At 44.9% G+C, this 25,357-nt stretch carries 25 protein-coding genes, 3 tRNA genes and 1 rRNA gene; 22 read left to right on the top strand and 7 right to left on the bottom strand.

Features of this window, described 5'->3' with window-relative positions:
* The first annotated feature begins 81 nt into the window (after window positions 1-81).
* The 5 genes from rpsM to rplQ are packed head-to-tail and all read left to right on the top strand — an operon-like array spanning window position 82 to window position 2,921.
* Window positions 82-438 carry a 30S ribosomal protein S13 gene (gene rpsM, locus ACXAFJ_RS12075; protein WP_475323660.1) on the top strand — a complete coding sequence of 119 codons (357 nt, stop codon included), beginning with the start codon at window positions 82-84 and terminating at the stop codon, window positions 436-438.
* Between the two features lie 18 nt (window positions 439-456).
* The gene (gene rpsK / locus ACXAFJ_RS12070) at window positions 457-846 is read left to right on the top strand and encodes a 30S ribosomal protein S11 (RefSeq protein WP_475323659.1); all 390 of its coding nucleotides are present in this window, start codon (window positions 457-459) and stop codon (window positions 844-846) included.
* 27 nt (window positions 847-873) lie between these two features.
* Window positions 874-1,494: a 30S ribosomal protein S4 gene (rpsD, locus tag ACXAFJ_RS12065; protein WP_475323658.1), complete on the top strand. Its 621-nt coding sequence runs from the start codon at window positions 874-876 to the stop codon at window positions 1,492-1,494.
* A 24-nt stretch (window positions 1,495-1,518) separates the two neighbouring features.
* Window positions 1,519-2,511, top strand: coding sequence for a DNA-directed RNA polymerase subunit alpha (locus tag ACXAFJ_RS12060; protein WP_475323656.1), 993 nt, complete (start codon window positions 1,519-1,521; stop codon window positions 2,509-2,511).
* A gap of 26 nt (window positions 2,512-2,537) precedes the next feature.
* Window positions 2,538-2,921, top strand: coding sequence for a 50S ribosomal protein L17 (rplQ, locus tag ACXAFJ_RS12055; protein WP_011078810.1), 384 nt, complete (start codon window positions 2,538-2,540; stop codon window positions 2,919-2,921).
* A gap of 102 nt (window positions 2,922-3,023) precedes the next feature.
* Here rplQ and ACXAFJ_RS12050 read toward each other — a convergent pair whose 3' ends face one another.
* A complete protein-coding gene (locus ACXAFJ_RS12050) occupies window positions 3,024-3,644 on the bottom strand; it encodes an FKBP-type peptidyl-prolyl cis-trans isomerase (protein WP_475323655.1) in 621 nt (206 codons plus the stop codon).
* A 227-nt stretch (window positions 3,645-3,871) separates the two neighbouring features.
* On the opposite strand from ACXAFJ_RS12050, the gene ACXAFJ_RS12045 reads away from it, so the two are divergent.
* A complete protein-coding gene (locus ACXAFJ_RS12045; RefSeq protein ID WP_475323654.1) occupies window positions 3,872-4,438 on the top strand; it encodes a LysM-like peptidoglycan-binding domain-containing protein in 567 nt (188 codons plus the stop codon).
* On the opposite strand, the gene ACXAFJ_RS12040 is transcribed toward ACXAFJ_RS12045, so the two are convergent.
* The 4 genes from ACXAFJ_RS12040 to ACXAFJ_RS12025 are packed head-to-tail and all read right to left on the bottom strand — an operon-like array spanning window position 4,432 to window position 8,382.
* Complete coding sequence (locus tag ACXAFJ_RS12040; protein WP_475323652.1) at window positions 4,432-5,268, bottom strand: DMT family transporter; 837 nt, start codon at window positions 5,266-5,268, stop codon at window positions 4,432-4,434. The two genes, ACXAFJ_RS12045 and ACXAFJ_RS12040, sit on opposite strands and share 7 nt — an antisense overlap.
* Window positions 5,269-5,271: 3 nt before the next feature.
* Window positions 5,272-5,724, bottom strand: coding sequence for a GNAT family N-acetyltransferase (locus ACXAFJ_RS12035; protein WP_475323651.1), 453 nt, complete (start codon window positions 5,722-5,724; stop codon window positions 5,272-5,274).
* Between the two features lie 58 nt (window positions 5,725-5,782).
* Window positions 5,783-6,364, bottom strand: coding sequence for a Crp/Fnr family transcriptional regulator (locus ACXAFJ_RS12030; protein WP_475323649.1), 582 nt, complete (start codon window positions 6,362-6,364; stop codon window positions 5,783-5,785).
* Between the two features lie 56 nt (window positions 6,365-6,420).
* The gene (locus ACXAFJ_RS12025) at window positions 6,421-8,382 is read right to left on the bottom strand and encodes a bifunctional 2',3'-cyclic-nucleotide 2'-phosphodiesterase/3'-nucleotidase (RefSeq protein WP_475323648.1); all 1,962 of its coding nucleotides are present in this window, start codon (window positions 8,380-8,382) and stop codon (window positions 6,421-6,423) included.
* 321 nt (window positions 8,383-8,703) lie between these two features.
* On the opposite strand from ACXAFJ_RS12025, the gene cobA reads away from it, so the two are divergent.
* The 5 genes from cobA to cysC all read left to right on the top strand — a co-directional run bounded on the left by cobA (window position 8,704) and on the right by cysC (window position 14,356).
* Window positions 8,704-9,516 (top strand): uroporphyrinogen-III C-methyltransferase, encoded by an 813-nt coding sequence (cobA, locus tag ACXAFJ_RS12020; protein ID WP_475324120.1) that lies wholly within the window; start codon window positions 8,704-8,706, stop codon window positions 9,514-9,516.
* Window positions 9,517-9,541: 25 nt separating this feature from the next.
* Window positions 9,542-10,501 (top strand): sulfate adenylyltransferase subunit CysD, encoded by a 960-nt coding sequence (gene cysD / locus ACXAFJ_RS12015; RefSeq protein ID WP_475324119.1) that lies wholly within the window; start codon window positions 9,542-9,544, stop codon window positions 10,499-10,501.
* Window positions 10,502-10,518: 17 nt separating this feature from the next.
* On the top strand, window positions 10,519-11,946 hold the full coding sequence (gene cysN, locus ACXAFJ_RS12010) for a sulfate adenylyltransferase subunit CysN (RefSeq protein WP_475323646.1): 1,428 nt from the start codon (window positions 10,519-10,521) through the stop codon (window positions 11,944-11,946).
* Between the two features lie 62 nt (window positions 11,947-12,008).
* Window positions 12,009-13,733: an SLC13 family permease gene (locus ACXAFJ_RS12005; RefSeq protein WP_475323645.1), complete on the top strand. Its 1,725-nt coding sequence runs from the start codon at window positions 12,009-12,011 to the stop codon at window positions 13,731-13,733.
* Between the two features lie 11 nt (window positions 13,734-13,744).
* A complete protein-coding gene (gene cysC / locus ACXAFJ_RS12000) occupies window positions 13,745-14,356 on the top strand; it encodes an adenylyl-sulfate kinase (RefSeq protein ID WP_475323644.1) in 612 nt (203 codons plus the stop codon).
* Window positions 14,357-14,425: 69 nt separating this feature from the next.
* Here the strand turns inward: cysC and ACXAFJ_RS11995 are convergent, their stop codons facing one another.
* Both ACXAFJ_RS11995 and zur read right to left on the bottom strand, forming a co-directional pair.
* Entirely contained in the window at window positions 14,426-14,887 is a 462-nt protein-coding gene (locus ACXAFJ_RS11995; protein WP_475323643.1) for a chemotaxis protein CheX, read from the bottom strand.
* 18 nt (window positions 14,888-14,905) lie between these two features.
* The gene (zur, locus tag ACXAFJ_RS11990) at window positions 14,906-15,364 is read right to left on the bottom strand and encodes a zinc uptake transcriptional repressor Zur (protein WP_475323642.1); all 459 of its coding nucleotides are present in this window, start codon (window positions 15,362-15,364) and stop codon (window positions 14,906-14,908) included.
* A gap of 284 nt (window positions 15,365-15,648) precedes the next feature.
* Here zur and dusA point away from each other — a divergent pair, with 284 nt between their 5' ends.
* The 11 genes from dusA to ACXAFJ_RS11935 all read left to right on the top strand — a co-directional run bounded on the left by dusA (window position 15,649) and on the right by ACXAFJ_RS11935 (window position 25,102).
* A complete protein-coding gene (dusA, locus tag ACXAFJ_RS11985; RefSeq protein WP_475323640.1) occupies window positions 15,649-16,653 on the top strand; it encodes a tRNA dihydrouridine(20/20a) synthase DusA in 1,005 nt (334 codons plus the stop codon).
* A 161-nt stretch (window positions 16,654-16,814) separates the two neighbouring features.
* Window positions 16,815-17,024: an envelope stress response protein PspG gene (pspG, locus tag ACXAFJ_RS11980; RefSeq protein WP_475323639.1), complete on the top strand. Its 210-nt coding sequence runs from the start codon at window positions 16,815-16,817 to the stop codon at window positions 17,022-17,024.
* 70 nt (window positions 17,025-17,094) lie between these two features.
* Complete coding sequence (locus ACXAFJ_RS11975) at window positions 17,095-17,763, top strand: TIGR04219 family outer membrane beta-barrel protein (RefSeq protein ID WP_475323637.1); 669 nt, start codon at window positions 17,095-17,097, stop codon at window positions 17,761-17,763.
* Between the two features lie 142 nt (window positions 17,764-17,905).
* Window positions 17,906-18,136 (top strand): hypothetical protein, encoded by a 231-nt coding sequence (locus ACXAFJ_RS11970; RefSeq protein ID WP_475323636.1) that lies wholly within the window; start codon window positions 17,906-17,908, stop codon window positions 18,134-18,136.
* A gap of 104 nt (window positions 18,137-18,240) precedes the next feature.
* Window positions 18,241-20,097, top strand: a complete 1,857-nt coding sequence (locus ACXAFJ_RS11965; RefSeq protein ID WP_475323634.1) for an assimilatory sulfite reductase (NADPH) flavoprotein subunit — start codon at window positions 18,241-18,243, stop codon at window positions 20,095-20,097.
* Window positions 20,097-21,815, top strand: coding sequence for an assimilatory sulfite reductase (NADPH) hemoprotein subunit (gene cysI / locus ACXAFJ_RS11960; protein WP_475323633.1), 1,719 nt, complete (start codon window positions 20,097-20,099; stop codon window positions 21,813-21,815). The genes ACXAFJ_RS11965 and cysI overlap by 1 nt, the downstream gene beginning before the upstream one ends.
* Window positions 21,808-22,587, top strand: a complete 780-nt coding sequence (locus ACXAFJ_RS11955) for a phosphoadenylyl-sulfate reductase (RefSeq protein ID WP_475323631.1) — start codon at window positions 21,808-21,810, stop codon at window positions 22,585-22,587. Before cysI ends, ACXAFJ_RS11955 begins: the two co-directional genes overlap by 8 nt.
* A 550-nt stretch (window positions 22,588-23,137) precedes the next feature.
* Window positions 23,138-24,689: ribosomal RNA gene (locus ACXAFJ_RS11950) — 16S ribosomal RNA — on the top strand.
* 126 nt (window positions 24,690-24,815) lie between these two features.
* A tRNA-Glu gene (locus ACXAFJ_RS11945) sits at window positions 24,816-24,891 on the top strand.
* Between the two features lie 31 nt (window positions 24,892-24,922).
* A tRNA-Lys gene (locus ACXAFJ_RS11940) sits at window positions 24,923-24,998 on the top strand.
* Window positions 24,999-25,026: 28 nt separating this feature from the next.
* Window positions 25,027-25,102 (top strand) — tRNA-Val (locus tag ACXAFJ_RS11935).
* Window positions 25,103-25,357: the final 255 nt, after the last annotated feature.

The following is a 25,357-nucleotide window of genomic DNA, read 5'->3' as shown; positions in this document are numbered from 1 at the left end:
GCAAAAGAAGTAGTATACCGCAACGTATCCTCTACGGGCTTTGTTGCGGGTAATTCTTTATTAAAGTACTAGGAGTGAATAGTGGCCCGTATAGCAGGCATTAACATTCCTGATCAGAAACATGCTGTAATCGCATTGACTGCGATTTACGGTATCGGCAAAACTCGCTCTCAAGCTATCCTAGCTGAGGCAGGTATTGCAGAAAATGTTAAGATCAGTGAACTAACTGAAGAGCAGATCGATCAACTGCGTGATGGTGTAGCTAAATACACTGTAGAGGGTGATCTACGTCGTGAAGTTTCCATGAACATCAAGCGCCTTATGGACCTTGGTTGTTACCGTGGTCTTCGTCATCGTCGCAGTCTACCACTACGTGGACAGCGTACTAAAACCAACGCTCGCACCCGTAAGGGTCCGCGTAAGCCGATCAAGAAATAATCGGGAAGGTAAAGTACAATGGCTAAACAACCTACTCGCGCACGTAAGCGCGTACGCAAGCAAGTCGCTGATGGCGTTGCGCACATCCATGCATCATTCAACAACACAATCGTGACTATCACTGACCGTCAAGGTAACGCTCTAGCATGGGCTACTGCAGGTGGTTCAGGCTTCCGCGGTTCTCGTAAGTCTACTCCATACGCTGCACAGATCGCTGCTGAGCGTTGTGCTGAAATGGCAAAAGAGTACGGTCTTAAGAACCTAGAAGTAATGGTTAAGGGTCCAGGTCCAGGTCGTGAATCAACAGTTCGCGCTTTGAACGCTGCAGGTTTCCGTATCACTAACATCGTAGATGCGACTCCTATCCCTCATAACGGTTGTCGTCCACCTAAGAAACGTCGCGTATAACGTTTTTGGGACTATTGGAGAAAGATCATGGCAAGATATTTGGGGCCTAAGCTTAAGCTTAGCCGTCGTGAAGGCACAGACTTGTTCCTTAAGTCTGGTGTTCGCGCGATTGATACCAAGTGTAAAATTGATAACGCACCAGGTGTACACGGCGCTCGTCGCGGTCGTCTATCTGAGTATGGCGTTCAGCTTCGTGAGAAGCAAAAAGTTCGTCGCATGTACGGCGTACTAGAAAAACAATTCCGTAACTACTATAAAGAAGCTGCTCGTCTAAAGGGCAACACAGGTGAAAACCTACTTCAGCTTCTTGAAGGTCGTCTTGATAACGTTGTTTACCGCATGGGCTTCGGCGCAACTCGCGCAGAATCTCGTCAGCTTGTTAGCCACAAGGCTATACTAGTTAACGGTAAAGTTGTAAACGTTCCTTCTTTCAAAGTTACGGCTAACGACGTTGTTTCAATTCGCGAGAAAGCTCAAAAGCAAGCTCGTGTTAAAGCGGCTCTAGAAGTTGCTGAACAACGCGAAAAACCAACTTGGATTGAAGTAGATGCTGGCAAGATGGAAGGTACATTCAAGCGTTTGCCTGAACGTTCAGATCTATCAGCTGATATCAACGAACAATTGATCGTCGAGCTTTACTCTAAGTAAGGTTTAAACTAAAGAGAGGACACAATGCAGGGTTCTGTAACAGAATTTCTTAAGCCACGTCTTGTTGACATTGAACAGATCAGCACGACTCACGCAAAAGTAACTCTTGAGCCATTAGAGCGTGGTTTTGGCCATACTCTTGGTAATGCACTTCGCCGTATTCTTTTATCTTCTATGCCGGGTTGTGCCGTAACTGAAGTCGAGATTGAAGGCGTTCTACACGAATACAGCACTAAAGAAGGCGTTCAAGAAGACATTCTTGAAGTTCTACTTAACCTGAAAGGGTTGGCTGTACGCGTTGCCGAAGGCAAAGACGAAGTGTTTATTACACTGAACAAATCAGGCTCAGGCCCTGTGGTTGCAGGTGACATCACCCATGATGGTGATGTAGAGATCGTTAACCCTGAACACGTAATTTGTCACCTAACAGATGACAACGCTGAGATCGCAATGCGCATCAAAGTAGAACGTGGTCGTGGTTATGTTCCGGCTTCTGCTCGTATCCATACCGAAGAAGATGAGCGCCCAATTGGTCGCCTTCTAGTTGACGCGACTTACAGTCCAGTTGACAAAATTGCTTACTCTGTAGATGCTGCGCGTGTAGAACAGCGCACTGACTTAGATAAGCTTGTTATCGATATGGAAACTAACGGCACTTTGGAACCTGAGGAAGCCATCCGTCGTGCAGCTACAATCCTAGCTGAACAATTGGATGCATTCGTAGATCTACGTGATGTACGAGTTCCTGAAGAGAAAGAAGAGAAGCCAGAGTTCGATCCGATCCTACTGCGTCCTGTAGACGATCTTGAACTAACGGTTCGCTCTGCTAACTGTCTGAAAGCAGAAGCGATTCACTACATCGGTGATCTAGTACAGCGTACTGAGGTTGAGCTACTTAAAACGCCTAACCTTGGTAAAAAGTCTCTTACAGAGATCAAAGACGTATTGGCATCACGTGGCTTGTCTCTAGGTATGCGCCTAGAAAACTGGCCGCCAGCGTCAATCGCTGAAGATTAATCGATACTAGTTAGAAGGATTAGGTCATGCGCCATCGTAAGAGTGGTCGTCAACTCAACCGCAACAGCTCACATCGCAAAGCGATGTTCAGCAATATGGCTAGCTCTCTGGTACGTCATGAAGTTATCAAGACTACTTTGCCAAAAGCAAAAGAGCTACGTCGCGTAGTTGAGCCTTTGATTACACTAGCTAAGACTGACAGCGTTGCTAACCGTCGTCTAGCATTTGCACGTACTCGTGACAACGAAGTAGTTGCAAAACTATTTAACGAACTAGGTCCACGTTTTGCTGCCCGTCAAGGCGGTTACACTCGTATCCTTAAAGCTGGCTTCCGTGCTGGTGACAAAGCTCCAATGGCTTACATTGAGCTTGTTGACCGTCCAGCAGCTGAAGAAGCGGCTGCTGAGTAATCAGCGTTCGAATGAAAAAGCCGGGCATTAGCTCGGCTTTTTTGTGCCTGAAATTCGGGTACAAAAAAGCGGCCATTTGGCCGCTTTACTTTTGAAATCTAATTAAAGAATATCAAGAAGTTCTACTTCAAATACCAATGCTGCGAAAGGTGGGATTGATGCACCAGCACCACGCTCACCGTAAGCAAGATCTTGAGGGATGTACAGCTTCCACTTTGAGCCTACAGGCATTAGTTGAAGTGCCTCAACCCAACCTTTGATAACTCCTGTTACAGGGAATTCAGCAGGCTGGCCGCGAGAAACTGAGCTGTCAAATACTGTACCGTCGATTAACTCGCCGTGGTAGTGAACGCGAACGGTTTTGTCTGAAGATGGAATTTCACCAGTACCTTCAGTTAGGATTTCGTACTGAAGACCAGATTCAAGAACAGTAACTTCTGAACGCAATGCGTTGTCTTTTAGGAACTCTTCGCCTTCTGCTGAAGCTGCTTTCGCTGCTTCTTGACGACCCGCTTCAGCGCGAGTGTGTAGTTCTTGAAGTGCCGCGTTGATTTCATCGATAGCGATGCTCGGTTGTTCCCCTGTTAGCGCTGTTGCAATGCCAGCTGCAATTGCATCAACGTTAAGACCTTCAAGACCAGAACCGGCAAGTTGTTGGCCCATTTGGATACCGATACCGTAGCTTGCTTTTAGCTCAGCAGTATCAAATTTTAGTTCAGACATACTGTTTCTCTAGTTTGCTAGTAAAGGCGCAAGCATAACAGCTATCTCTGACCGTTGAAACCAACAGCTAACGACTCATGCTTTTGTCTACAAACCGAATGACTTTGCTTGATATACAAACTGGCCTATTGATTTGGTTACGCTTGTTCGATATTTATAGATTGAAACCAAGTCAATGTCGTTTATTATGAAACGTGTTTGTTTAGATTTTTAGGACCGCATAGCCAGTGAATCGAAGACGCAAAAAGAAACCGCAACCAGATGTAATATCTGATAGCGTAACCCAGATTACACAGTTTGATTTTCAGTCAAAGTTGCTGAGCGCAAAGAGCTTTTGGTCTAACTTACCTCGATTTCATCGTCGCGCTGTTCCCGTAATAGCTACAATTGTTTTGGTACTTTTTTTGGTACCTATTCCCAGTATTGCTCCAGAACCCTCAGAACATCCGGCAACTGAAAGAGTCGCCATAGAATTACAAGCCGAGCCGCTTAGCGAACAAGATTCACGTACCTCCTCTGAAGAGGTTAGCAAATCTCCTTGGAGGGAATACCAAGTGCAAGACGGCGATACACTGGCCGCAGTATTTCGCAATAATGGATTCGAAATGAATGATCTGTATGCACTGGTTCGTGTGGAAGGCAACGATAAACCACTTAGCCGAATCAAAGAAGGGCAACTGATTCGTTTTAAGACGGCTAATAACGGCCAATTGGATATTATTCAACTTGAACGAAATGGCGATTCAGTCATGTTTTTTAGACTTTCCGATGGTGGCTTTGGCCGCAGTCAGTAGTTCCTTTTAGTTTTGAGCAGCAAGGGACCAATTATCAACATAATGCCTAAAGTACTTAATAAGTCTAAATACTCTTGGAACTGAACTACACCAATAATCACCACAAAAACCAGACCTGAATATTCAGCGAGTGCAATTTGGCTCGCCTCAGATCGTTTGTAAGCGATTACTGCCAATCCATTATAACTGAGTATCAAGCTAGCACTAATCGCGACTAGGCCTATTTCGGTTACACTCACTGGTTGCCAATGAAAACCAGAGGCTATTGCCGCGACGGGTAAGGAAAACAAACTTGTCCAAAACAAGGTGGTGATAACGGTTTGTTCTTTTGGTAGGGTTCGTGCAAGTAGGTTAAACAGTGCCAAGGCACAAGCCGTTCCTAGTGCAAAGTAAGCTGCCCAATGAAATGTATCGGGCCTCAGTACCAATATCACCCCGGCAAACCCAATCAAGGTTAATAACCCATTTTTCATAGATACCGTCTCACCAAAAAACAGTATACCTAATGGCAGCATTAACAGTGGAGCGGCATAAAATACCGCGTTAGCAGTCGCTAAAGGTAAGTGAGTAATCGCTACCATCATACAGCCACTGCCAATTAAGATCAGATGAGACCTGACTAATGTTGTCCTGACATTGGCTAAACTTCTTTGCTCTTTGTTTTGTCTCAACCAAAATGGAAGGATGAGTAATAACGAACAAAGTTGTCTCAAGAACACGTATTGCGGTGCACTAATTCCACCATCGAGCAGTTTTACCGCAACATCAGATAAGGATGCAAAGAAATTGCCTACTATTAGCAGTACCGCACCGCTCAATGCCCAATTCATTAATTAACCTTTGCGAAGCATTTGGACGTGAGGAATTCCATCTTCCAAATATTCTTCAGAATTCTCGTTAAACCCATGTTGTTGATAGAAGGCTGTAAGGTGCTTTTGGGCACTGATGGTGATTGCCTTTTCTGCAAAGTATTTGGCGCAATTTTGAATTGATTGAACGGTTAGTTCGTGCCCTAATCCTGCACCGCGATAGTCGGGGTGAGTTACCACTCGACCAATACTTGGCGTGTCGTAACTAACATTGGATGGCAGCAGCCTAGAATAAGCAACTAAAACGTCGCCTTGGTATCCCAGTAAGTGAAAGGTATCGGGATCAAAATCTTTGTTATCCATATCCGAATAAATACAGTTTTGCTCAACGACAAACACGTCTGTTCTTAATTGCAGTGCTTGATAAAGTTGTAGCGTAGTCAGATCGTTAAAACGGCAACAGATCCATTTAGTCATAGTCTTGGTAGATTTGATGAGTTTTGCCTGAGTCTATCAAGGTGGAGTAGTGTCGGCGTTAACTTTTGTTAAGTGACCGTTTTTTTATTCGACTAAGACTAATGGGAGTAATACCCAAATAGGCAGCAATTTGATAATCGGTAAGGCGATCTAACAGTTCAGGATAGGATTCGATAAATAATTCGAAACGCTCTTGTGGTGTGTATAACAACATCAAGCGTTCCTTTTTTTCCTTGTATCCAAGTTGAGTTTCCAAAAGCTGGATATAAAACGGATGATAACTGGCTTTGAGTTGATGCAGTAATGCGATAGGTAAGCCGACCATACTGACTGGACCTAAGGTTTCAATAAGAAATGGAGAGGGGCAGTTCGAGACTAGAGACTCCCATCCGATAAGCCAATCTGATTCCCAGTAAAACTCTTTACTAAAAGACTTACCTTGTTCGGTTAGGTAGCAGGCGTGACAGACTCCGCTTTCTAACCAATAGAATGTATCCTGCATTTCACCTTGGTTCAAAAGCACATGACGAGCAGACAAATCAATTGGCGTCGCGATAGATAAACACTCTTCAATAAGCTGTTGATCATCGGTGAGAGTAGATAAGTGTTCGCTGAACGATTGAAGTAAAGGTGTAAGCAAAGTGAGTATCCTAAAAAAACCGCGCAAATGCGCGGCTTTACTTTATCAACTTGCGACTAGTTTTTCAGGTCAATTTGATATACTGCGAATCCAGTGTCATCTTCACTGATTTTGTCCATGGGGTATTGGCCTTTCGAAGCAATAAACTTAGCCGCTTTTGTACTTGGAGAAGTTTCAAAACGAACATCTAAGTTGGCATTGCCAGCAATGGGGGCAATACGCCAGTTGTTGTCGGCGTTGGGTTTAAATTCGCCGTGCTGTTCACTCACTCTGCGAATGTAGTCGGCTAAAATACTGCGGTTCTCATCGGGTGCGTCAAACGCCACATAGTCAGAGCCAGTTCCCGGGAATTTATTGGTGTAAGCTCGATAGTTATTGGTCGCGATGAGGAAGGTTTGAGAATCTTTAAGTGCTTTTCCTTGATAGGTCAGCCCAGTAATTCGTCGAGACTCAGGATTGATTAATTGACAGTTTCCATCATAGCGAGCCGCTTGGGTAACATCGATTTGGTATTCCACACCGTCCATGACATCAAAGTTGTAGGTTCGGAAGTCTTCCCAATTAATTAAGCTCTGAGTTTCTGAGCTGGATGGGTCAATTTGATTGAATTGACCTGCGCTGCACTCTAACCACTCTCTTACTTCTTTTCCAGTAACTTTTAGAGCAACCAAAGTATTTGGGTATAAATAAAGGTCGGCGGCGTTGCGGAACGTCAGTTGGCCGGATTCCACTTCAGTAAAGTTGCTGGGATCATTTTTACGACCACCTGCTTTAAATGGCGCAGCCGCCGACAGCACAGGCAACCCTTCTAAATCTGGATCACCTTGTATAAAACGCTCGACGTAATCTTTTTGTGCCAGATTGACGATTTGAATTGTTGGGTCATCTTGTACTAGTGCCAAAAAGCTATACATCACATCATTGGCTTTGCCGATTGGTTGATTAACAAAGTCACGCGTGGCTTGGTGGTCTTGTTTCAATGCTTGAGTCAGCTTTTGATCAGGCTCTACTAGGGCTTTTTTATTGGCGCGGTCGTAAATTGGCAGTGAGCGTCCGGTACCATCCACAACTTTCCAGCCGTCTTCTCCTTTGTTCAGTACAAGGTCTATGATGCCCAAGTGGCTACCCCAACGACCTGGCATAACGGAAGGTACGCCGTTGATGGTACCTTTCTTGTTATCGATGCCTTGAATATTGGCGAACTGTTTTCCGGGGAATACCGCGTGGGCATGGCCAAAGGCAATCGCATCGATTCCTTCTACCTCAGTAAGGTAATACGTGGAATTTTCAGCGCCTTTAGCATAAGGACTGGAGGAAATTCCCGAATGAGGAATGGCAATGATGATGTCAGCCCCTTTTGCCTTCATTTCAGGAACGTATTTCTCAGCGGCACTTTTGATGTCCATTGAGGTGACTTTTCCAGTGAGATTTTTTTTATCCCAAACCATGATTTGAGGTGGAACAAAGCCAATGTAACCGACTTTGACACTGTGCTTTTCGCCATCAATATCTTTGAATTGGTGAGTTTTAATCAAATAAGGTTCAAAGTAAGGTTCACCAGTTTGGGCGTCGAACACGTTAGCGCTAATGTAAGGGAAGTTAGCGTCGTTCAGTGTTTCATCTAGGAAAGCTAATCCATAGTTAAATTCATGGTTGCCAATATTGCCGACGTCATAATTCATCATGTTCATCACTTTATAAACCGGATGAACTTCTTTAGGCACAATGCCTTTACTTGCCATGTAATCGCCCATTGGGCTGCCTTGAATTAGGTCACCATTATCGACAAGCACACTATTTTCGACTTCGGAGCGGGTTTGATTCACCAGAGCTGCGGTTCGAGTTAAACCAATTTGGCTGGATTCTTTGTCTTTGTAGTAATCAAAATCCATCACATTGGCGTGAATATCGGTTGTTTCAATGACACGCAAATGAATCGTGTCAGCAAGAGCGAATGGTGCTGCTGTTACAGAAACAAGCAAAGCGCCTAAGCTCCAAACAGAGGTACGCATTTTCATAATTGATTCCATTGATGTAGGGGTAAAACCATAACCAATGTAACAATTTGTTATGAAACAAAGTTTTCAGTTAAGAGACAATTGTGATCTTATTCCTTTGAAGATCAAAGAACTGCAGTCTGTTTCCCAGAATTTTTACTACCTGTCCAAACCGCAATCAATTTACTTATCAGCAATTCGAATAAAAAATGAAATTTTAGAATTTCAGGTAATAAATAGGGATTGCCATAATGCACTTAATTCAGGCATTAGGACATCAAGATGGCTAGCACGGACAAGGTTTCACAATTACCGCTAAAAAACATGGTGAAAAACTCACCAATGTCGGCAGCGGTTAATTTAAACATGCCAAAACAAAAACGCGATCTTGTTGCTGGTGAAGTTGCGCTAATCGGTGCGGGCCCGGGTGACGCTGAGCTACTGACAGTAAAAGCCCTGCGATTTATTCAACAAGCCGATGTGATTCTGTACGACTACTTAGTGTCTGACGACATTATGTCTCTGGTACCGAGTGACACTATTTTAGTTTGCGTCGGTAAGCGAGCGGGCCATCATAGTGTGCCACAAGAGAAAACCAACCAACTGTTAGTCGACTTTGCCAAGTTAGGCCATCGCGTAGTTCGCATTAAAGGTGGCGATCCATTCATCTTTGGTCGTGGTGGTGAAGAACTAGAAGTACTGTTTGACGCAGGTGTTCCGTTCCAAGTGGTACCCGGTATCACTGCAGCTGCTGGTGCGACTTCTTACGCAGGTATTCCTCTAACACACCGAGACTATGCTCAATCAGCTCTTTTTGTCACTGGCCACTTAAAAGCGGAAAGTGACAACCTCGATTGGTCAACGTTAGCTCGCGACAAGCAAACCCTAGTGATCTACATGGGTTTGTTGAAATCAGAATACATTCAGCAGCAGTTGATCGTGCACGGGCGTGGTGCAGAAACCCCTATTGCCATTATTGAGCGCGGTACACACGAATCGCAACGAGTTCTAAAGGGCCAACTGAGTGAACTCTCTGAGTTGGCAAAAGATGCCCAGTCTCCTTCATTAATTGTTGTTGGAGAAGTGGTGTCGTTATCTGAAAAATTAAACTGGTTCCAAATGGAAGCAAACCAGTCATTACGCCAACAAGCGTAATCCATATGAGTTAGCAAACGGCCTGATTGCTACGACAAACCGTCAGGCAAATTCAGGTACAAAAGGAAAAAACAAAATGGACCAACAACGCTTAACGCACTTGAAGCAACTGGAAGCGGAGAGCATTCACATTATTCGTGAAGTGGCCGCTGAGTTTGATAACCCAGTGATGATGTACTCCATCGGTAAAGATTCATCGGTGATGCTACATCTAGCTCGCAAGGCATTCTACCCAGGTAAGATTCCTTTCCCTCTACTGCATGTAGACACGGATTGGAAATTCAAAGAAATGATCAAGTTCCGTGACGAGACAGCCAAGAAGTACGGCTTCGAGTTGTTGGTTCACAAAAACCCAGAAGGTTTGGCAGCGGGGATTAACCCATTTGACCACGGTTCTTCAAAGCACACCGACATCATGAAGACTCAAGGTCTTAAGCAAGCACTTAACCAATATGGTTTTGATGCAGCATTTGGTGGTGCTCGTCGTGACGAAGAAAAATCTCGTGCGAAAGAACGTGTTTATTCTTTCCGCGATAAGAATCATACGTGGGATCCAAAAAACCAGCGTCCTGAACTATGGCGTACTTACAACGGTCAGGTGAATAAGGGCGAGAGCATTCGTGTATTCCCGCTTTCTAACTGGACCGAGCTAGACATCTGGCAATACATCTACCTAGAGAACATCGATATCGTACCGCTGTACCTTGCTGATAAGCGTCCAGTTGTGGAGCGTGATGGCATGTTGATCATGGTTGACGACGATCGCATGAAGCTTCAAGAAGGTGAAGTGATCGAAGAGCGCAGTGTGCGTTTCCGTACATTGGGTTGTTACCCATTAACGGGTGCCGTTGAATCTGAAGCGAACACGCTAACTGGCATCATCGAAGAGATGTTAGTCGCGACCTCAAGTGAGCGTCAGGGACGTGCGATCGACCACGATCAATCTGGATCGATGGAATTGAAAAAACGCCAAGGTTACTTCTAAGGATCTAAGGAAAGACAATGAACAGTGCAGTAGAAGCTCAATTGGCTGAACTTGGTATCGAAGGATACCTGAATCAGCACCAACACAAATCACTACTTAGATTCTTAACATGTGGTTCAGTCGATGACGGTAAGAGTACGCTTATCGGTCGTTTGCTCCACGACTCTAAGCAAATTTATGAAGATCAACTAGCCGCAGTTCACTCTGACAGCCAACGTGTTGGCACAACGGGTGAACGCCCAGACCTTGCACTTTTGGTGGACGGTCTTCAAGCCGAGCGCGAACAAGGTATTACCATTGATGTAGCTTACCGTTACTTCTCGACGCAGAAGCGTAAGTTCATCATTGCTGACACTCCGGGACACGAGCAGTACACCCGTAACATGGCAACAGGTGCATCTACCTGTGATCTAGCGGTTATCTTGATTGATGCTCGTAAAGGCGTACTAGACCAAACTCGTCGTCACTCATTTATTTCTAACTTGTTAGGGCTGAGGCACTTTGTGGTTGCTGTTAACAAGATGGACTTGGTGGATTACTCACAAGAACGTTTTGAAGAAATTCGCGATGAATACTTGGCGTTTGCAGAAAACCTAACGGGTGAAATCGACATTCAAATTATTCCAATGTCGGCGTTGGAAGGCGATAACGTTGTAGATAACAGCGAAAACTTGTCTTGGTTCCAAGGCCCAACATTGTTGAACATTTTGGAGTCGGTTGACGTTAACAGTGAAAAGCAAGCGGGTGCATTCCGTTTCCCTGTTCAGTACGTAAATCGTCCAAACCTAGACTTCCGTGGTTTTGCTGGAACGATTGCATCTGGTGAAGTTTCTGTTGGCGATTCCATCAAAGCACTGCCTTCAGGTAAGACGTCAAAAGTCGCGCGTATTGTTACCTTTGATGGTGACTTGGAAACGGCACAGGCAGGTCTAGCAGTAACGTTAACGCTTGAAGACGAGATTGATATTTCTCGTGGTGATCTAGTAGTTCTAGAGAAAGATACAGTTCAATCAAGCAACCACTTGCTAGCCGATGTGGTGTGGATGACGGAATCAGCGTTGGAGCCGGGCCGCGAATACGATATCAAGATTGCAGGTAAGAAGACTGTAGGTCGTGTTGAGGCAGTACGTCATCAGTACAACATCAACAACCTAGCGACAAATGAAGCTGACTCTTTGCCACTAAATGGCATTGGTTTGTGTGAGTGGTCACTAACTGAATCAGTTGCCCTTGACCAATACCAAGATTGTGCTGACACCGGTGGCTTCATCATCATTGACCGTTTGACCAATGTAACCGTTGGTGCCGGTCTGGTTCGCGAAAGTCTATCTGAAATTGAGAAAGCATCCGGCGACTTCAGCCAGTTTGAGCTTGAGTTTAATGCACTTGTGCGTAAGCACTTCCCACACTGGGATGCAAAAGACTTATCTCAATTACTGAAGTAATCGAAACGCTTCAACTCAAATGAAAGGAGCGGCTTCCGCTCCTTTTCTCTCAAGGAATTCAAATGCTGCAACAAGGATTTGTACTGGCAATGTTGGTGGGAGTAGTGATTTGCTTAATCACGACTCGTTTAAAGCCAAGTTACATATTTGCTGGCGCAGCGTTTTTGGCTTTTTTATCTGGCCAAATTGAAGTAACCGATATTGCGGGTAACTTCACCAACAGCTCTTTGCTGACACTGGTTTTATTGATTCTAGCTTCATGTGCGTTGGAAAAAACGCGACTCATAAGCTGGGTCAGTCGTTCGCTGTCTAACGGTAGTTTGGGCTCCGTGGTCGCGAAACTAGGCTTTTCCACCGCCTTTCTGTCTTCTTTTACCAATAACACCGCCGTTGTGGTTTCGTTAATTGGTGCGATTAAACGCAACCAAAGACATGCGCCCTCTCGTCTTCTTATTCCGTTGTCTTACGCGGCTATTTTAGGTGGAACATTAACCCTAATAGGTACATCGACCAACTTGATCATCAACAGCTTCGTTGAAGATGCCGGTTTGCCAGAACTGACCTTTTTTACCCCAACTTTAATTGGTTTGTCCGTATTGGTCGGTGGGGTGTTAGTTCTGATCCCATTGAGTTATTTTCTACCCGCTAATGACGATGATTCCAGTGATGATCTTCCGTACTTCTTGGAGGCCAAAGTTGAATCAGGGTCACCGTTGGTAGGGAAAAGTATTAGCGAAAATAACTTACGTGCATTAAGAAAACTCTTTCTTGCCGAAGTGGTACGCGATGGTGTGACCATGCCATCCGTTGGCCCAGATTTTGTTCTGCAAGCCAAAGATAGGTTGTTGTTCTGTGGTGACGTAGAAAGCGTTGCAACATTGCAAGAAATTCGCGGCTTGACCTTGTTCGGTCAACATCACCTTAACGGACAGAGTTTCGTTGAAGTGATTGTCAGCTCGTCTGCAAGCTTGTGTGATAACACATTAAAGTCTTCGCGTTTTCGCGACCGATTTGATGCAGTAGTCGTTGCCATCCGTCGTGGGCATGAACGCCTCGAAGGTGGTCTTGGTAACATTCAACTCAAAGCGGGAGATACGCTGGTCTTAGTACCGGGTAAACGTTTTGAACAAGAACGCCGCGCGCATCCCAAAGAGTTTTTATTGGTCAATGATTTAGACTCGAGCGCTAAGCTGGATGCCAATAAATCATCGTTGGTTCTTATCGGCTTTGCTGTAACCATAGGTCTGTCTTTGGCTGACGTATTGCCACTGCTAAAAGGGCTATCTCTGTTTTTGTTGGCAATGCTGGCAATGGGAATTGTCCAGTTGAGTGAGCTGCGAAAACGCTTCCCAATCGACATAGTGGTGATTGTCGGTTCTGCGCTGTCTATTGCTCAGCTCATGTTATCTAGCGGATTATCGGAGCAAATGGGGCAACTCTTTATGACCAGCTTTAATGGCTGGGGGGTGTTTGGCGCTCTAATTGCTACTTATGTAATGACCTTGGTATTAACAGAGCTAGTCACCAATAATGCCGCCGCAGCACTGTGTTTTCCAATTGGCTACAGCATGGCGCTCAGTTATGGGGTTGACCCTATGCCGTTCATCATGGCGGTTCTATTCGGCGCAAGCGCGAGTTTTGTTTCGCCTTACGGTTATCAAACCAACCTAATGGTATTTAGTGTTGGTAATTATCAATTAAAAGATTATGTGCGTATCGGTGTTCCCGTTTCTCTGGTTTATTCCGTGTTGGTGTTAGCACTGATACCGTACTTTTTCCCGTTCTAAAGGATTACGCTATGGCTTTGGTAAACAAAGACGAGAATGTGGTTTGGCATTCTCATTCTATTGATAAAGCATTTCGCGCTGAGCAAAAAAAGCAAAAGCCAGCTGTGTTGTGGTTCACCGGTTTGTCTGGCTCGGGTAAGTCAACTATCGCTGGAGCATTGGAATCCAAGTTAGCTCAACTAGGTCACCATACCTATTTGCTTGATGGCGATAATGTCCGACATGGATTGTGTGCCGATTTGGGATTCAGTGATGAAGACCGTAAGGAAAACATCCGTCGTATTGGTGAGTTAGCAAAACTCATGGCAGATGCAGGTTTAATTGTTTTGACGGCATTTATTTCTCCGCATCGTTCAGAGCGTCAGCTAGTGCGTGACTTACTACCTGAAGGCGAGTTTCTCGAAGTGTTTGTAAATACACCGCTTGATGTGTGTGAATCGCGTGATCCAAAAGGGTTATACAAAAAAGCACGCGCTGGAGAAATCAAAAACTTCACGGGTATCGACTCTGCCTATGAAGCCCCAGAGCATGCAGAAATTGAATTGGCATCTGGAGATCGCTCGGTAGATGACCTAACTGAAGAACTGTTACTAGTGCTTCGCGACAAACAAATTATTGGCTGATATTTTATTTAGCGGACATTAAAAAAGCTCCCATTGGGAGCTTTTCTTTTATCTAATTTTTGTTTGCGATTACTCGAAACAAATCTCGATAAAGGCGTTACCCCATTGAGAGGTAAATGGCATGATGATGATCGCACCTTCACATTTGTGATTGATAGTATGGCCACGGCCAGACACAACAACCGGTGTTGCCATATCAAATTCGAATCCAGACTCGGCAAGAATACGCTTTGCACCACCGGTGACCATGTTGGTGATTTCACCCACCATGTCAGTGACTTCATCGTTTAGTCCGTTTGGACGCTCACCCAGCATGTTCTGCATGATTTCCAGTGCAAGACTTTCATCAAACGTCACCGACATAGAGCCTCTAGACTGAGGGCCTACCATACCAATCAAACCTGACACATCACCTCGAGCAATTTCATCTTTCTTAACTCGTGGCTTTTGAGGTTTTAGCTCCAGAGAAGCCATTGTTTTTAGTACATTCATCAATGAAGCTAAAAACGGGTTTACAAATTCAGCACGCATAATCTTCTTCTGTAATTCTTATTCCGTTTCTCCAGAGGAGCAAGACTGGCAAACACCGTGTGATTCGATCACGTGATTCGTGATATGGAATCCATGCTTCTCCGCATTTTTTTTGAGCAAGGCTATCAAATTATCATCTTGTAATTCAATAACATCGCCGCATTTATCACATATTAGCAGATGCGAGTAATGGTTGTGTGCATTACAAGAACCACAAGAGATGTAGCTGTTGGTCGATTCCACTCTGTGAATGAATCCTTGCTCCATCAAAAAATCCAAAGCGCGGTATACCGTTGGCGGTTTGGCTTGTGGTTCGCTTTTTTGCAACGCTTCTAGTAAGTCGTACGCACTACTGGCTTTATTGCTCTCACAAATGAGTTGGTAGACTCGTTTCCTTTGCGGAGTAAGACGTACGCCACGTACTGCACAAATATCCTCGATCTGGCTTGTCAACGATTGACTCAAATTGTTCACCATAAGCGTTGGACTTTATTAATAATAACCTATTTTTTACGCTTTATCGTTTTGAAGGCAAAATCCAACTAAGGATTGAATTTTTACAAAAACACCAAGCAAAGCGTTAACTTACCGTAATCTGGGAAAAAACGATACTGATTACGTTGTAAACAAGGTAAGAAATCGCGTTTTTGTTTAGTGCGTCTAAAGGTAAATCAACACTGATCTTTCAAACAAGGACAGGTATAATCGCGCGGTTTTTCATCGATCACCGAAATCGATAGAGTCGTTAACTGAGTTTTACTATGTCACAACAAGCCAAAGAATCTTCATTTTTACCTTGCCGCTTTAGCGTAGCACCCATGCTGGATTGGACAGATAGACATTGTCGTTACTTCCATCGCCAACTATCGAAGAATGCACTTTTGTATACCGAGATGGTGACGACAGGGGCAATTATTCATGGTAAAGGTGACTTTCTTGCGTATAACGAACAAGAGCATCCTGTCGCGCTACAACTAGGTGGCTCCAATGCAAAAGATTTAGCGCATTGTGCCAAGCTCGCGGAAGAGCGCGGCTATGATGAAATTAATCTGAATGTGGGTTGCCCGTCAGACCGAGTACAAAATGGTCGCTTTGGTGCGTGTTTGATGGCTGAGCCTGAGCTGGTGGCTGAGTGTGTGGCTGAAATGCAAGCGGTTGTGAAGATACCTGTTACGGTTAAAACGCGTATTGGCATTGATGAGCAAGATTCTTACGAATTTCTGGTCGAGTTTGTAAAGACTGTTTCAGAGAAGGGTGGTTGTGAGCAATTTACCATCCACGCCCGAAAAGCATGGCTAAGTGGTTTAAGCCCAAAAGAAAATCGCGAAATCCCGCCTTTAGATTACCCAAGAGCGTATCAAATCAAAAAAGATTTCCCGGAGCTGGCGATCGCGGTAAACGGTGGCATCAAAACTTTAGAAGAATCACTAGAACACCTAGAACATCTCGATGGCGTAATGATAGGGCGTGAAGCCTACCAAAACCCCTATATACTCGCTCAAGTGGATCAAATTTTGTTTGGACACGAAGGTGAAACGGTCAAACGTAAACAAGTAGTTGAAGCCATGTACCCTTATATAGAGCAACAGCTAAGCAACGGTTCTTATTTGGGGCATATTACTCGTCATATGTTGGGATTGTTTCAGCATATGCCGGGTGCTAGACAATGGCGTCGATACATTAGCGAAAATGCACACAAGCGAGGGGCGGGCATTGAAGTAGTGCAAACAGCACTTGCCAAAATTCCAAGCGAATTGGATGTGTAATTCGCACACCTACTAGGTTAAATTAACCATGTTAATGTTTAAAGCCAGAGGGTAAATGCCTCTGGCTTTTTTGTTTTTATTTAAAATCAGCAGGTTATAGGTGGTTTTGAAAACTGGCATAGATTCTGATTAGTGTTAGGTATCATTATGAGGAGAACGCTATGTTTGAGCTGATATTTATTATTGTGTTTGTCGCAACCTTGGTGGTAACCGGTGTCACTTTATTTACGGTATTGGCGGCAACAGGATTTGGTTTATTGGTATTGTTACTGTTAGGCATGGTAGGGATGATATTCCAGGTATTGCCGTGGTTGTTGGCGATTGCTTTGGGAGTTTGGTTCTTCAAGAACTACGTTTACAATCCGAGATAAACTTTAACAAGGCGATAAGATTTGCCTGTGTTACTATGCTCGCCAGTTTGCGTATAGATTTGGATATTCAATGAAAATGAAACGACTGGTGACGGCAATTCTTGGTAGTTTGTGTTTTACGGCAACAGTGCAAGCACAGCAACCAGAAGGGTATTTTGAATTCGGTGCAAATTACTGGCTTGCCGATACGGAAGTGAATGATAAGTACCAAGCCAATAGTCACGGCCCAGAAGTTTTACTGCGATACGCACATGAAGTGCCGATTGTTCCAAATTTGGCACTTCGTTATACCTCGATTGACTCTACTTTCGCTGATGCTGATAAAGCAGATCTAACCTTGTTCTTCCCTTGGTATCAGTCTGAACAGTTACATTTTGATGTGGGTTTTACCTTCACGCAGTTCTTCAATTCTCGTTATCAAGAAGGTAACAGCGCAGCACCACTCAAATTTGATGACTTGGTATACGGTTTCTACGCGTACGGCGAAATTTATGTACCGGGCACTAATATGGACTTATTCAGCCAATTTGATTTTGGCGAATTTGGTGACATCAAAAGTGCGGACGTCAATTTTGGTCTGCAATACGTTATTGAAAGAAATAATTCAGCAATCAAGTTTAAGACTGGATATCGCGTAATTGACTATACCTTCACTGATCTTGCGAATACCGGAAATAGTCAAAAAGAATCCACTCTATTCACTGATGGCTGGTTCGTTGGCATGAGTATGGAGTTTTAGCCTTTATAGTAGGTACCAACAATTAGCTTTTTAACGTATTGAACGGCGTGCCTAACAGCAAGCCGTTTTTTATATACATTTATCAATTAGCATTTCTTCGTTCTTTTGCCATGCTTAGAGTGGGTAGCATGGAGTGAAACCAATGACGATAGAAGAATTAAAACAACTCTACCTAACCGATCAATTGGTGGAAGCAATAGTTGAACCTTCAATGGAAGAGGGGTTGTGGGTATTAGAATTTCGACATATCAAAGGCGGGTTTGTGTTACTCACCGATTCTCAAGGTGAAGAATGTCACTATCAAGATCTTGATAATGCATCACAAACCGCAATGGATGTAGGGTTTCGTCAAGTACGTATCGAAACCAAATAGCCAAAACGAGTTTTAGACGGTAAATCTTTAATTCAAATTGTTATAAAACATTCTCATCTATTCTTTCTTGTTATTAGCCCAAGTGGTTACTCTATCGTCACGCAATGATAAGGGATGTCGTGACAATGTCTTCCAACGGAAATACAAAAACACAAGAGCTGCCGAGTATCGCCAGCCCACTAAATGATCAGCAACTGAATTTGTTGCAATCAACCGTTTCTGACTTGTCCCCACAACAACTCGCTTGGGTAAGCGGGTATTTATGGGGGGTAAGTCAAACTCAACCAGCCGCCGCAGGGGCTCCGATAACTCAAGCCGCAGCCGCCGTTGCTGCCAAGCCTGCAGGCAAACTGTCGATTATTTTTGCGTCGCAAACCGGTAATGCTAAGGGTGTTGCAGAAGAATTAGAGCATGAAGCCAAAGCATTGGGTATTGATGTTCAGCTGTTTGATGCAAGTGATTACAAAGGTAAGAACCTAGCCAAAGAAACACACGTGATTATCGTGGCTTCTACCAATGGTGAGGGTGAAGCGCCGGACAATGCAATCGAACTGCATGAGTTTTTACAATCGAAGAAAGCTCCTAAGCTGCCAAACCTGCAATACGGTGTGATTGCTCTAGGCGACTCAAGCTACGAGTTCTACTGTCAAACGGGTAAAGATTTTGATGAATACCTATCAAAATTAGGCGCGACTCCATTTATCGATCGTGTTGATTGTGACGTCGACTATGAAGCACCAGCTGCTGAATGGCGCGGAAAAGCACTTGAGATTGTTAAAGAAGCATTAGCAGGTTCAGAAGCTGAAGTGGTTCAGCTTCCTGTAGGACAAGCGGCTGCTCCTTCTGTTCAATACACTAAGAATTCACCATACACCGCGACTTTGCTATCTAGTATGAAAATCACTGGTCGCGATTCTGGTAAAGATGTTCGCCATGTTGAGATCGATTTGGATGAGTCTGGTATTACGTATCAACCAGGTGATGCACTCGGTGTGTGGTTTGAGAACGATGCTGAACTGGCTAATCAGATCCTAGCGAAAGTTGGATTATCTGGTGTGGAAAGTGTTGATGTGGATGGTGAAAGTGTTTCTATCCATACCGCTCTAGTAAGCAAGTTTGAAATTACGGCATCGAACCCGCAGCTCGTGACTAAATTTGCTGAGCTATCGGGTAGCAAGAAGTTACAAAAGCTGGTGGAAGACAAAGAGAAGCTTCGCGAATACGCTGGCAATACTCAAGTTGTCGATGTGCTTTCTGAAAAGAAAACTAAGCTATCAGCCGATGAACTTGTTGGATTGCTGCGCCGCTTAACGCCTCGCCTTTATTCTATTGCGTCAGCTCAATCCGAAGTTGATGAAGAAGTGCATTTGACTGTTGGTTTGGTTGAATACGAGAAAGGTGAAGAAACCCGTTATGGCGGTGCATCAAGCTTCCTAGCTCGCCGTCTAGAAGAAGGCGGAGAAGTGAAAGTGTTTGTTGAAAATAACAATAACTTCAAGCTTCCAGCTGATGACAGCCTGCCAGTGATCATGATTGGTCCGGGTACCGGTATTGCACCTTTCCGCAGCTTTATTCAAGAGCGTGATAACGAAGGTTCTTCTGGCAAAAACTGGTTGTTCTTCGGTGATCGCACCTTTACGCAAGATTTCTTATACCAAGTTGAATGGCAGAAATACCTTAAGTCAGGCGTGTTAACTCGTCTAGATGTGGCATTCAGCCGCGACCAAGCACAAAAAGTGTATGTTCAAGATCGTATTCTCGAAAATGCTGAGCAAGTTTGGCAGTGGATTCAAGATGGTGCCTACATCTACGTATGTGGTGATGCGACTCGAATGGCGAAAGATGTTCACGATGCACTAATTACGGTTGCTGAGAAGCAAGGCAACTTAACTCGTGAAAAAGCAGAAGAACTAATCAACGACTTACGTAAAGCGAAGCGTTACCAGAGAGATGTGTACTAATGAGCGATAAACCTTTACTGGGCACGGAACTGGGCCCTCTAGCAGATAACGAAAGATTAAAAGCCGAAAGTGATCACTTACGTGGAACCATCACTACTGACTTAACGGACCGTATCACTGGCGGTTTTACCGATGATAACTTCCAGCTGATCCGCTTCCACGGAATGTATCAGCAAGATGACCGAGATATTCGAGCTGAACGTCAAAAGCAAAAGCTAGAACCTTTGCATAATGTCATGCTTCGTGCACGTATGCCGGGCGGCATCATCATGCCAGAACAGTGGTTGGCGATTGACAAGTTCGCCGATGAAAACACCATGTACGGCAGTATTCGTCTGACAACACGTCAAACATTCCAGTTCCACGGGGTACTTAAGCCAAATATCAAGTTAATGCACCAAACCTTAAACAAGTATGGCATTGACTCTATTGCAACTGCTGGTGACGTAAACCGAAACGTATTGTGTACCTCTAACCCGGTTGAGTCTGAGCTGCATCAGCAAGCTTACGAGTGGGCGACAAAAATTTCCGAGCACCTTCTTCCTAAGACTCGCGCTTACGCTGAAATTTGGTTGGACGGTGAAAAAGTTGAAGGTCATCAAGACAAAGAACCGATTCTTGGTGACAACTACTTGCCACGTAAGTTTAAAACCACAGTTGTTATCCCACCGCAAAATGATGTGGATGTACACGCCAATGACTTGAACTTTGTTGCGATTGCAGAGAATGGTCAACTCGTCGGCTTCAATGTATTGGTAGGTGGCGGTCTAGCTATGACTCACGGCGATACCGCGACTTACCCACGTAAGGCTGACGACTTTGGTTTTGTTTCTCTAGAAAACACATTAGATGTCGCGGCTGCGGTTGTGACAACTCAACGTGACTGGGGTAACCGTTCAAATCGTAAGAACGCAAAAACAAAATACACACTCGATCGCGTTGGCTCTGATGTGTTCAAAGCTGAAGTAGAGAAACGTGCAGGTGTGAAGTTTGAAGACTCACGTCCTTACGAGTTCACCGATCGTGGTGACCGCATTGGTTGGACCAAAGGTATCGATGAAAAATGGCACTTAGCATTGTTCATCGAAAACGGTCGTTTGCTTGACTACCCGGAGAAGAAGCTGAAAACAGGTATGGCTGAAATCGCGAAGATTCACCAAGGTGACTTCCGTATGACGGCTAACCAAAACTTGATTGTAGCGGGTATTCCTGAAGACCAAAAAGACGTGATTGACGCAATCGCTCGTGAACATGGCTTGGTTGACGATACACACAGTGAGCAGCGTAAAAACTCAATGGCGTGTGTTGCTTTCCCAACATGTCCACTGGCGATGGCTGAAGCGGAACGCTTCTTACCAAGCTTTGTTAGCGACGTAGAAGACATACTAGAAAAGCACGAGTTACCAGAAGACGACAATATTGTTTTGCGTGTGACAGGTTGTCCAAATGGATGTGGCCGTGCCATGTTGGCGGAAATCGGGCTTGTTGGTAAAGCTCCAGGTCGCTACAACCTGCACCTAGGTGGAAACCGAGAAGGTACGCGTGTTCCTAAGATGTATAAAGAGAACATCACTGACAAACAAATCTTGACTGAAATTGATGAGCTGGTGGGGCGCTGGGCAAAAGAGCGTACCCCTAACGAAGGCTTTGGTGATTTCACCATCCGCGCCGGAATCATCGAAGAAGTTGTGGTATCTGTGAGGGACTTCCATGCTTAGTTCAACTGAAGCGACCTTCAACCTGAAAGATCTACTGTCCTATACAAAGACAGAGCAGATCTTGAAGCTAGGCGAAATCAACGCTGAGCTTGAACAGCTATCTGCTGTTGAACGGGTTGAATGGGCGATCAAAAATTTACCTGGTGAACATGCCATATCTTCCAGCTTTGGCATCCAGGCTGCTGTGATGTTGCATTTAGTCACGTCGGTAAAAGCTGACACACCAGTGATCCTGACTGATACTGGTTACTTGTTTCCAGAGACATATCGTTTTATCGATGAGTTAACAGACAAGCTTTCGTTGAACCTGAAAATCTACAAGGCTCAAGAAAGTTCTGCTTGGCAAGAAGCTCGCTACGGCAAATTGTGGGAACAAGGTGTTGAAGGTATCGAGAAATACAACAAGCTAAATAAAGTTGAACCAATGCGACGTGCTCTCAAAGAGCTTAATGTTGGTACTTGGTTCTCTGGACTTAGAAGAGAGCAATCTCAATCTCGTGCTAATCTACCTGTACTTTCCATTCAAAATGGTGTCTTTAAATTTTTACCAATTATTGATTGGTCTAATAAAGACGTACATGAATATTTGGAAACGCACGGACTTACTTATCATCCATTATGGGACCAAGGTTACCTGTCGGTTGGTGATACGCATACAACGAGAAAGTGGGAACCGGGCATGAAAGAAGAGGATACTCGTTTCTTTGGCCTAAAACGCGAGTGTGGTCTGCACGAAGACGATGGATCTGAACAGGACGGTTCAGGCATTTAACCAAAATGTCATCTATACTATAAAGCCGCATTCAGCGGCTTTATGTATTTTTGTGGATAACTTTGTGAGTAAAAGGCCAAAAACCGATAAGAAAATATGGATAAATAGGGCTTTGACCGAAATGTCACCGTTTAACCTGTTTTTTTAAACTTTTTTTGCTTTTTTACTTGCCAACGTGACTTCGATCTCTATAATGCCACCTCGCTGACACGGGATGAGCCGGCAACGACTCAGATAACCCAATCAGCGGTGCAAAAAAGAGTTTCAAAAAGTGTTTGACACTGAAGATTAACTCGCTAGAATGCACCTCCGCTTCGAAGGGTAACCAGACAAGCAAGCAGGCTGAGAAGCCTCTCTTTTATAGAGAAACGCTCTTTAACAATATAAACCTATCAATCTGTGTGGGCACTCGTTGATGATAATCCAATTAGAAGCTTAGGCTTCAAATTCGGTTTCAATGAACGAAGTGACCAATTGAATCTTCGGATTCAGCACAGTCAATTCAACATTACATATGTAATGTCAGTATTCATTGAGCCAACCAAAACTTAAATTGAAGAGTTTGATCATGGCTCAGATTGAACGCTGGCGGCAGGCCTAACACATGCAAGTCGAGCGGAAACGGCAACATTGACTCTTCGGATGATTTGTTGGACGTCGAGCGGCGGACGGGTGAGTAATGCCTGGGAAATTGCCCTGATGTGGGGGATAACCATTGGAAACGATGGCTAATACCGCATAATAGCTTCGGCTCAAAGAGGGGGACCTTCGGGCCTCTCGCGTCAGGATATGCCCAGGTGGGATTAGCTAGTTGGTGAGGTAAAGGCTCACCAAGGCGACGATCCCTAGCTGGTCTGAGAGGATGATCAGCCACACTGGAACTGAGACACGGTCCAGACTCCTACGGGAGGCAGCAGTGGGGAATATTGCACAATGGGCGCAAGCCTGATGCAGCCATGCCGCGTGTATGAAGAAGGCCTTCGGGTTGTAAAGTACTTTCAGTTGTGAGGAAGGTGGTGCCGTTAATAGCGGTATCATTTGACGTTAGCAACAGAAGAAGCACCGGCTAACTCCGTGCCAGCAGCCGCGGTAATACGGAGGGTGCGAGCGTTAATCGGAATTACTGGGCGTAAAGCGCATGCAGGTGGATGACTAAGTCAGATGTGAAAGCCCCGGGCTCAACCTGGGAACTGCATTTGAAACTGGTCGTCTAGAGTACTGTAGAGGGGGGTAGAATTTCAGGTGTAGCGGTGAAATGCGTAGAGATCTGAAGGAATACCGGTGGCGAAGGCGGCCCCCTGGACAGATACTGACACTCAGATGCGAAAGCGTGGGGAGCAAACAGGATTAGATACCCTGGTAGTCCACGCCGTAAACGATGTCTACTTGGAGGTTGTGGCCTTGAGCCGTGGCTTTCGGAGCTAACGCGTTAAGTAGACCGCCTGGGGAGTACGGTCGCAAGATTAAAACTCAAATGAATTGACGGGGGCCCGCACAAGCGGTGGAGCATGTGGTTTAATTCGATGCAACGCGAAGAACCTTACCTACTCTTGACATCCTCAGAAGAGACTGGAGACAGTCTTGTGCCTTCGGGAACTGAGAGACAGGTGCTGCATGGCTGTCGTCAGCTCGTGTTGTGAAATGTTGGGTTAAGTCCCGCAACGAGCGCAACCCTTATCCTTGTTTGCCAGCACTTCGGGTGGGAACTCCAGGGAGACTGCCGGTGATAAACCGGAGGAAGGTGGGGACGACGTCAAGTCATCATGGCCCTTACGAGTAGGGCTACACACGTGCTACAATGGCGCATACAGAGGGTAGCCAACTTGCGAGAGTGAGCGAATCCCAAAAAGTGCGTCGTAGTCCGGATTGGAGTCTGCAACTCGACTCCATGAAGTCGGAATCGCTAGTAATCGTAGATCAGAATGCTACGGTGAATACGTTCCCGGGCCTTGTACACACCGCCCGTCACACCATGGGAGTGGGCTGCAAAAGAAGTGGGTAGTTTAACCTTCGGGAGGACGCTCACCACTTTGTGGTTCATGACTGGGGTGAAGTCGTAACAAGGTAGCGCTAGGGGAACCTGGCGCTGGATCACCTCCTTACGAAAACGGATAGTTTGCTTTCACTTTTTAAAGTGAAGACAAATAAGTCGCGATGAGTGTTCACACAGATTGATGGTTTATGATGTAAAGAGTTTACAGGTAAGTGCCCAACACTTACTGCTTAGTGTCCCGTTCGTCTAGAGGCCTAGGACACCGCCCTTTCACGGCGGTAACAGGGGTTCGACTCCCCTACGGGATACCATCTTCTCTTGAAGCAATACTTCAAAAGAAATGGGTCGTTAGCTCAGTTGGTAGAGCAGTTGGCTTTTAACCAATTGGTCGCAGGTTCGAATCCTGCACGACCCACCATTTCCTTCCACGGGAAATAAAACATTGTGGGCGATTAGCTCAGTTGGGAGAGCACCTGCCTTACAAGCAGGGGGTCACTGGTTCGAGCCCGGTATCGCCCACCACTCTCTAACTATTTTTTAGACAGAAAATCCAAACCACTTCGTTAACCTGTATGTGGTTCAGTTTTAGTCCCTGAGAATCGTTAGAAAGTGTGTAAACACTTTGCTCTTTAACAATTTGGAAAGCTGACGAATAACAACAATCCCCATATCTTCGGATATGCGTTGTTATTCATTTAAAAGTTCTCAAATCCTAACTTACTTTGAAATATAAGTGATTTAGGTACCAACACACATTCAAGTGTTCTTGGCTTTTGT

It is taken from the genome of Vibrio sp. ABH4_348 (genome assembly GCF_056159765.1).
This window is presented reverse-complemented; position numbering and strand designations above follow the sequence as displayed.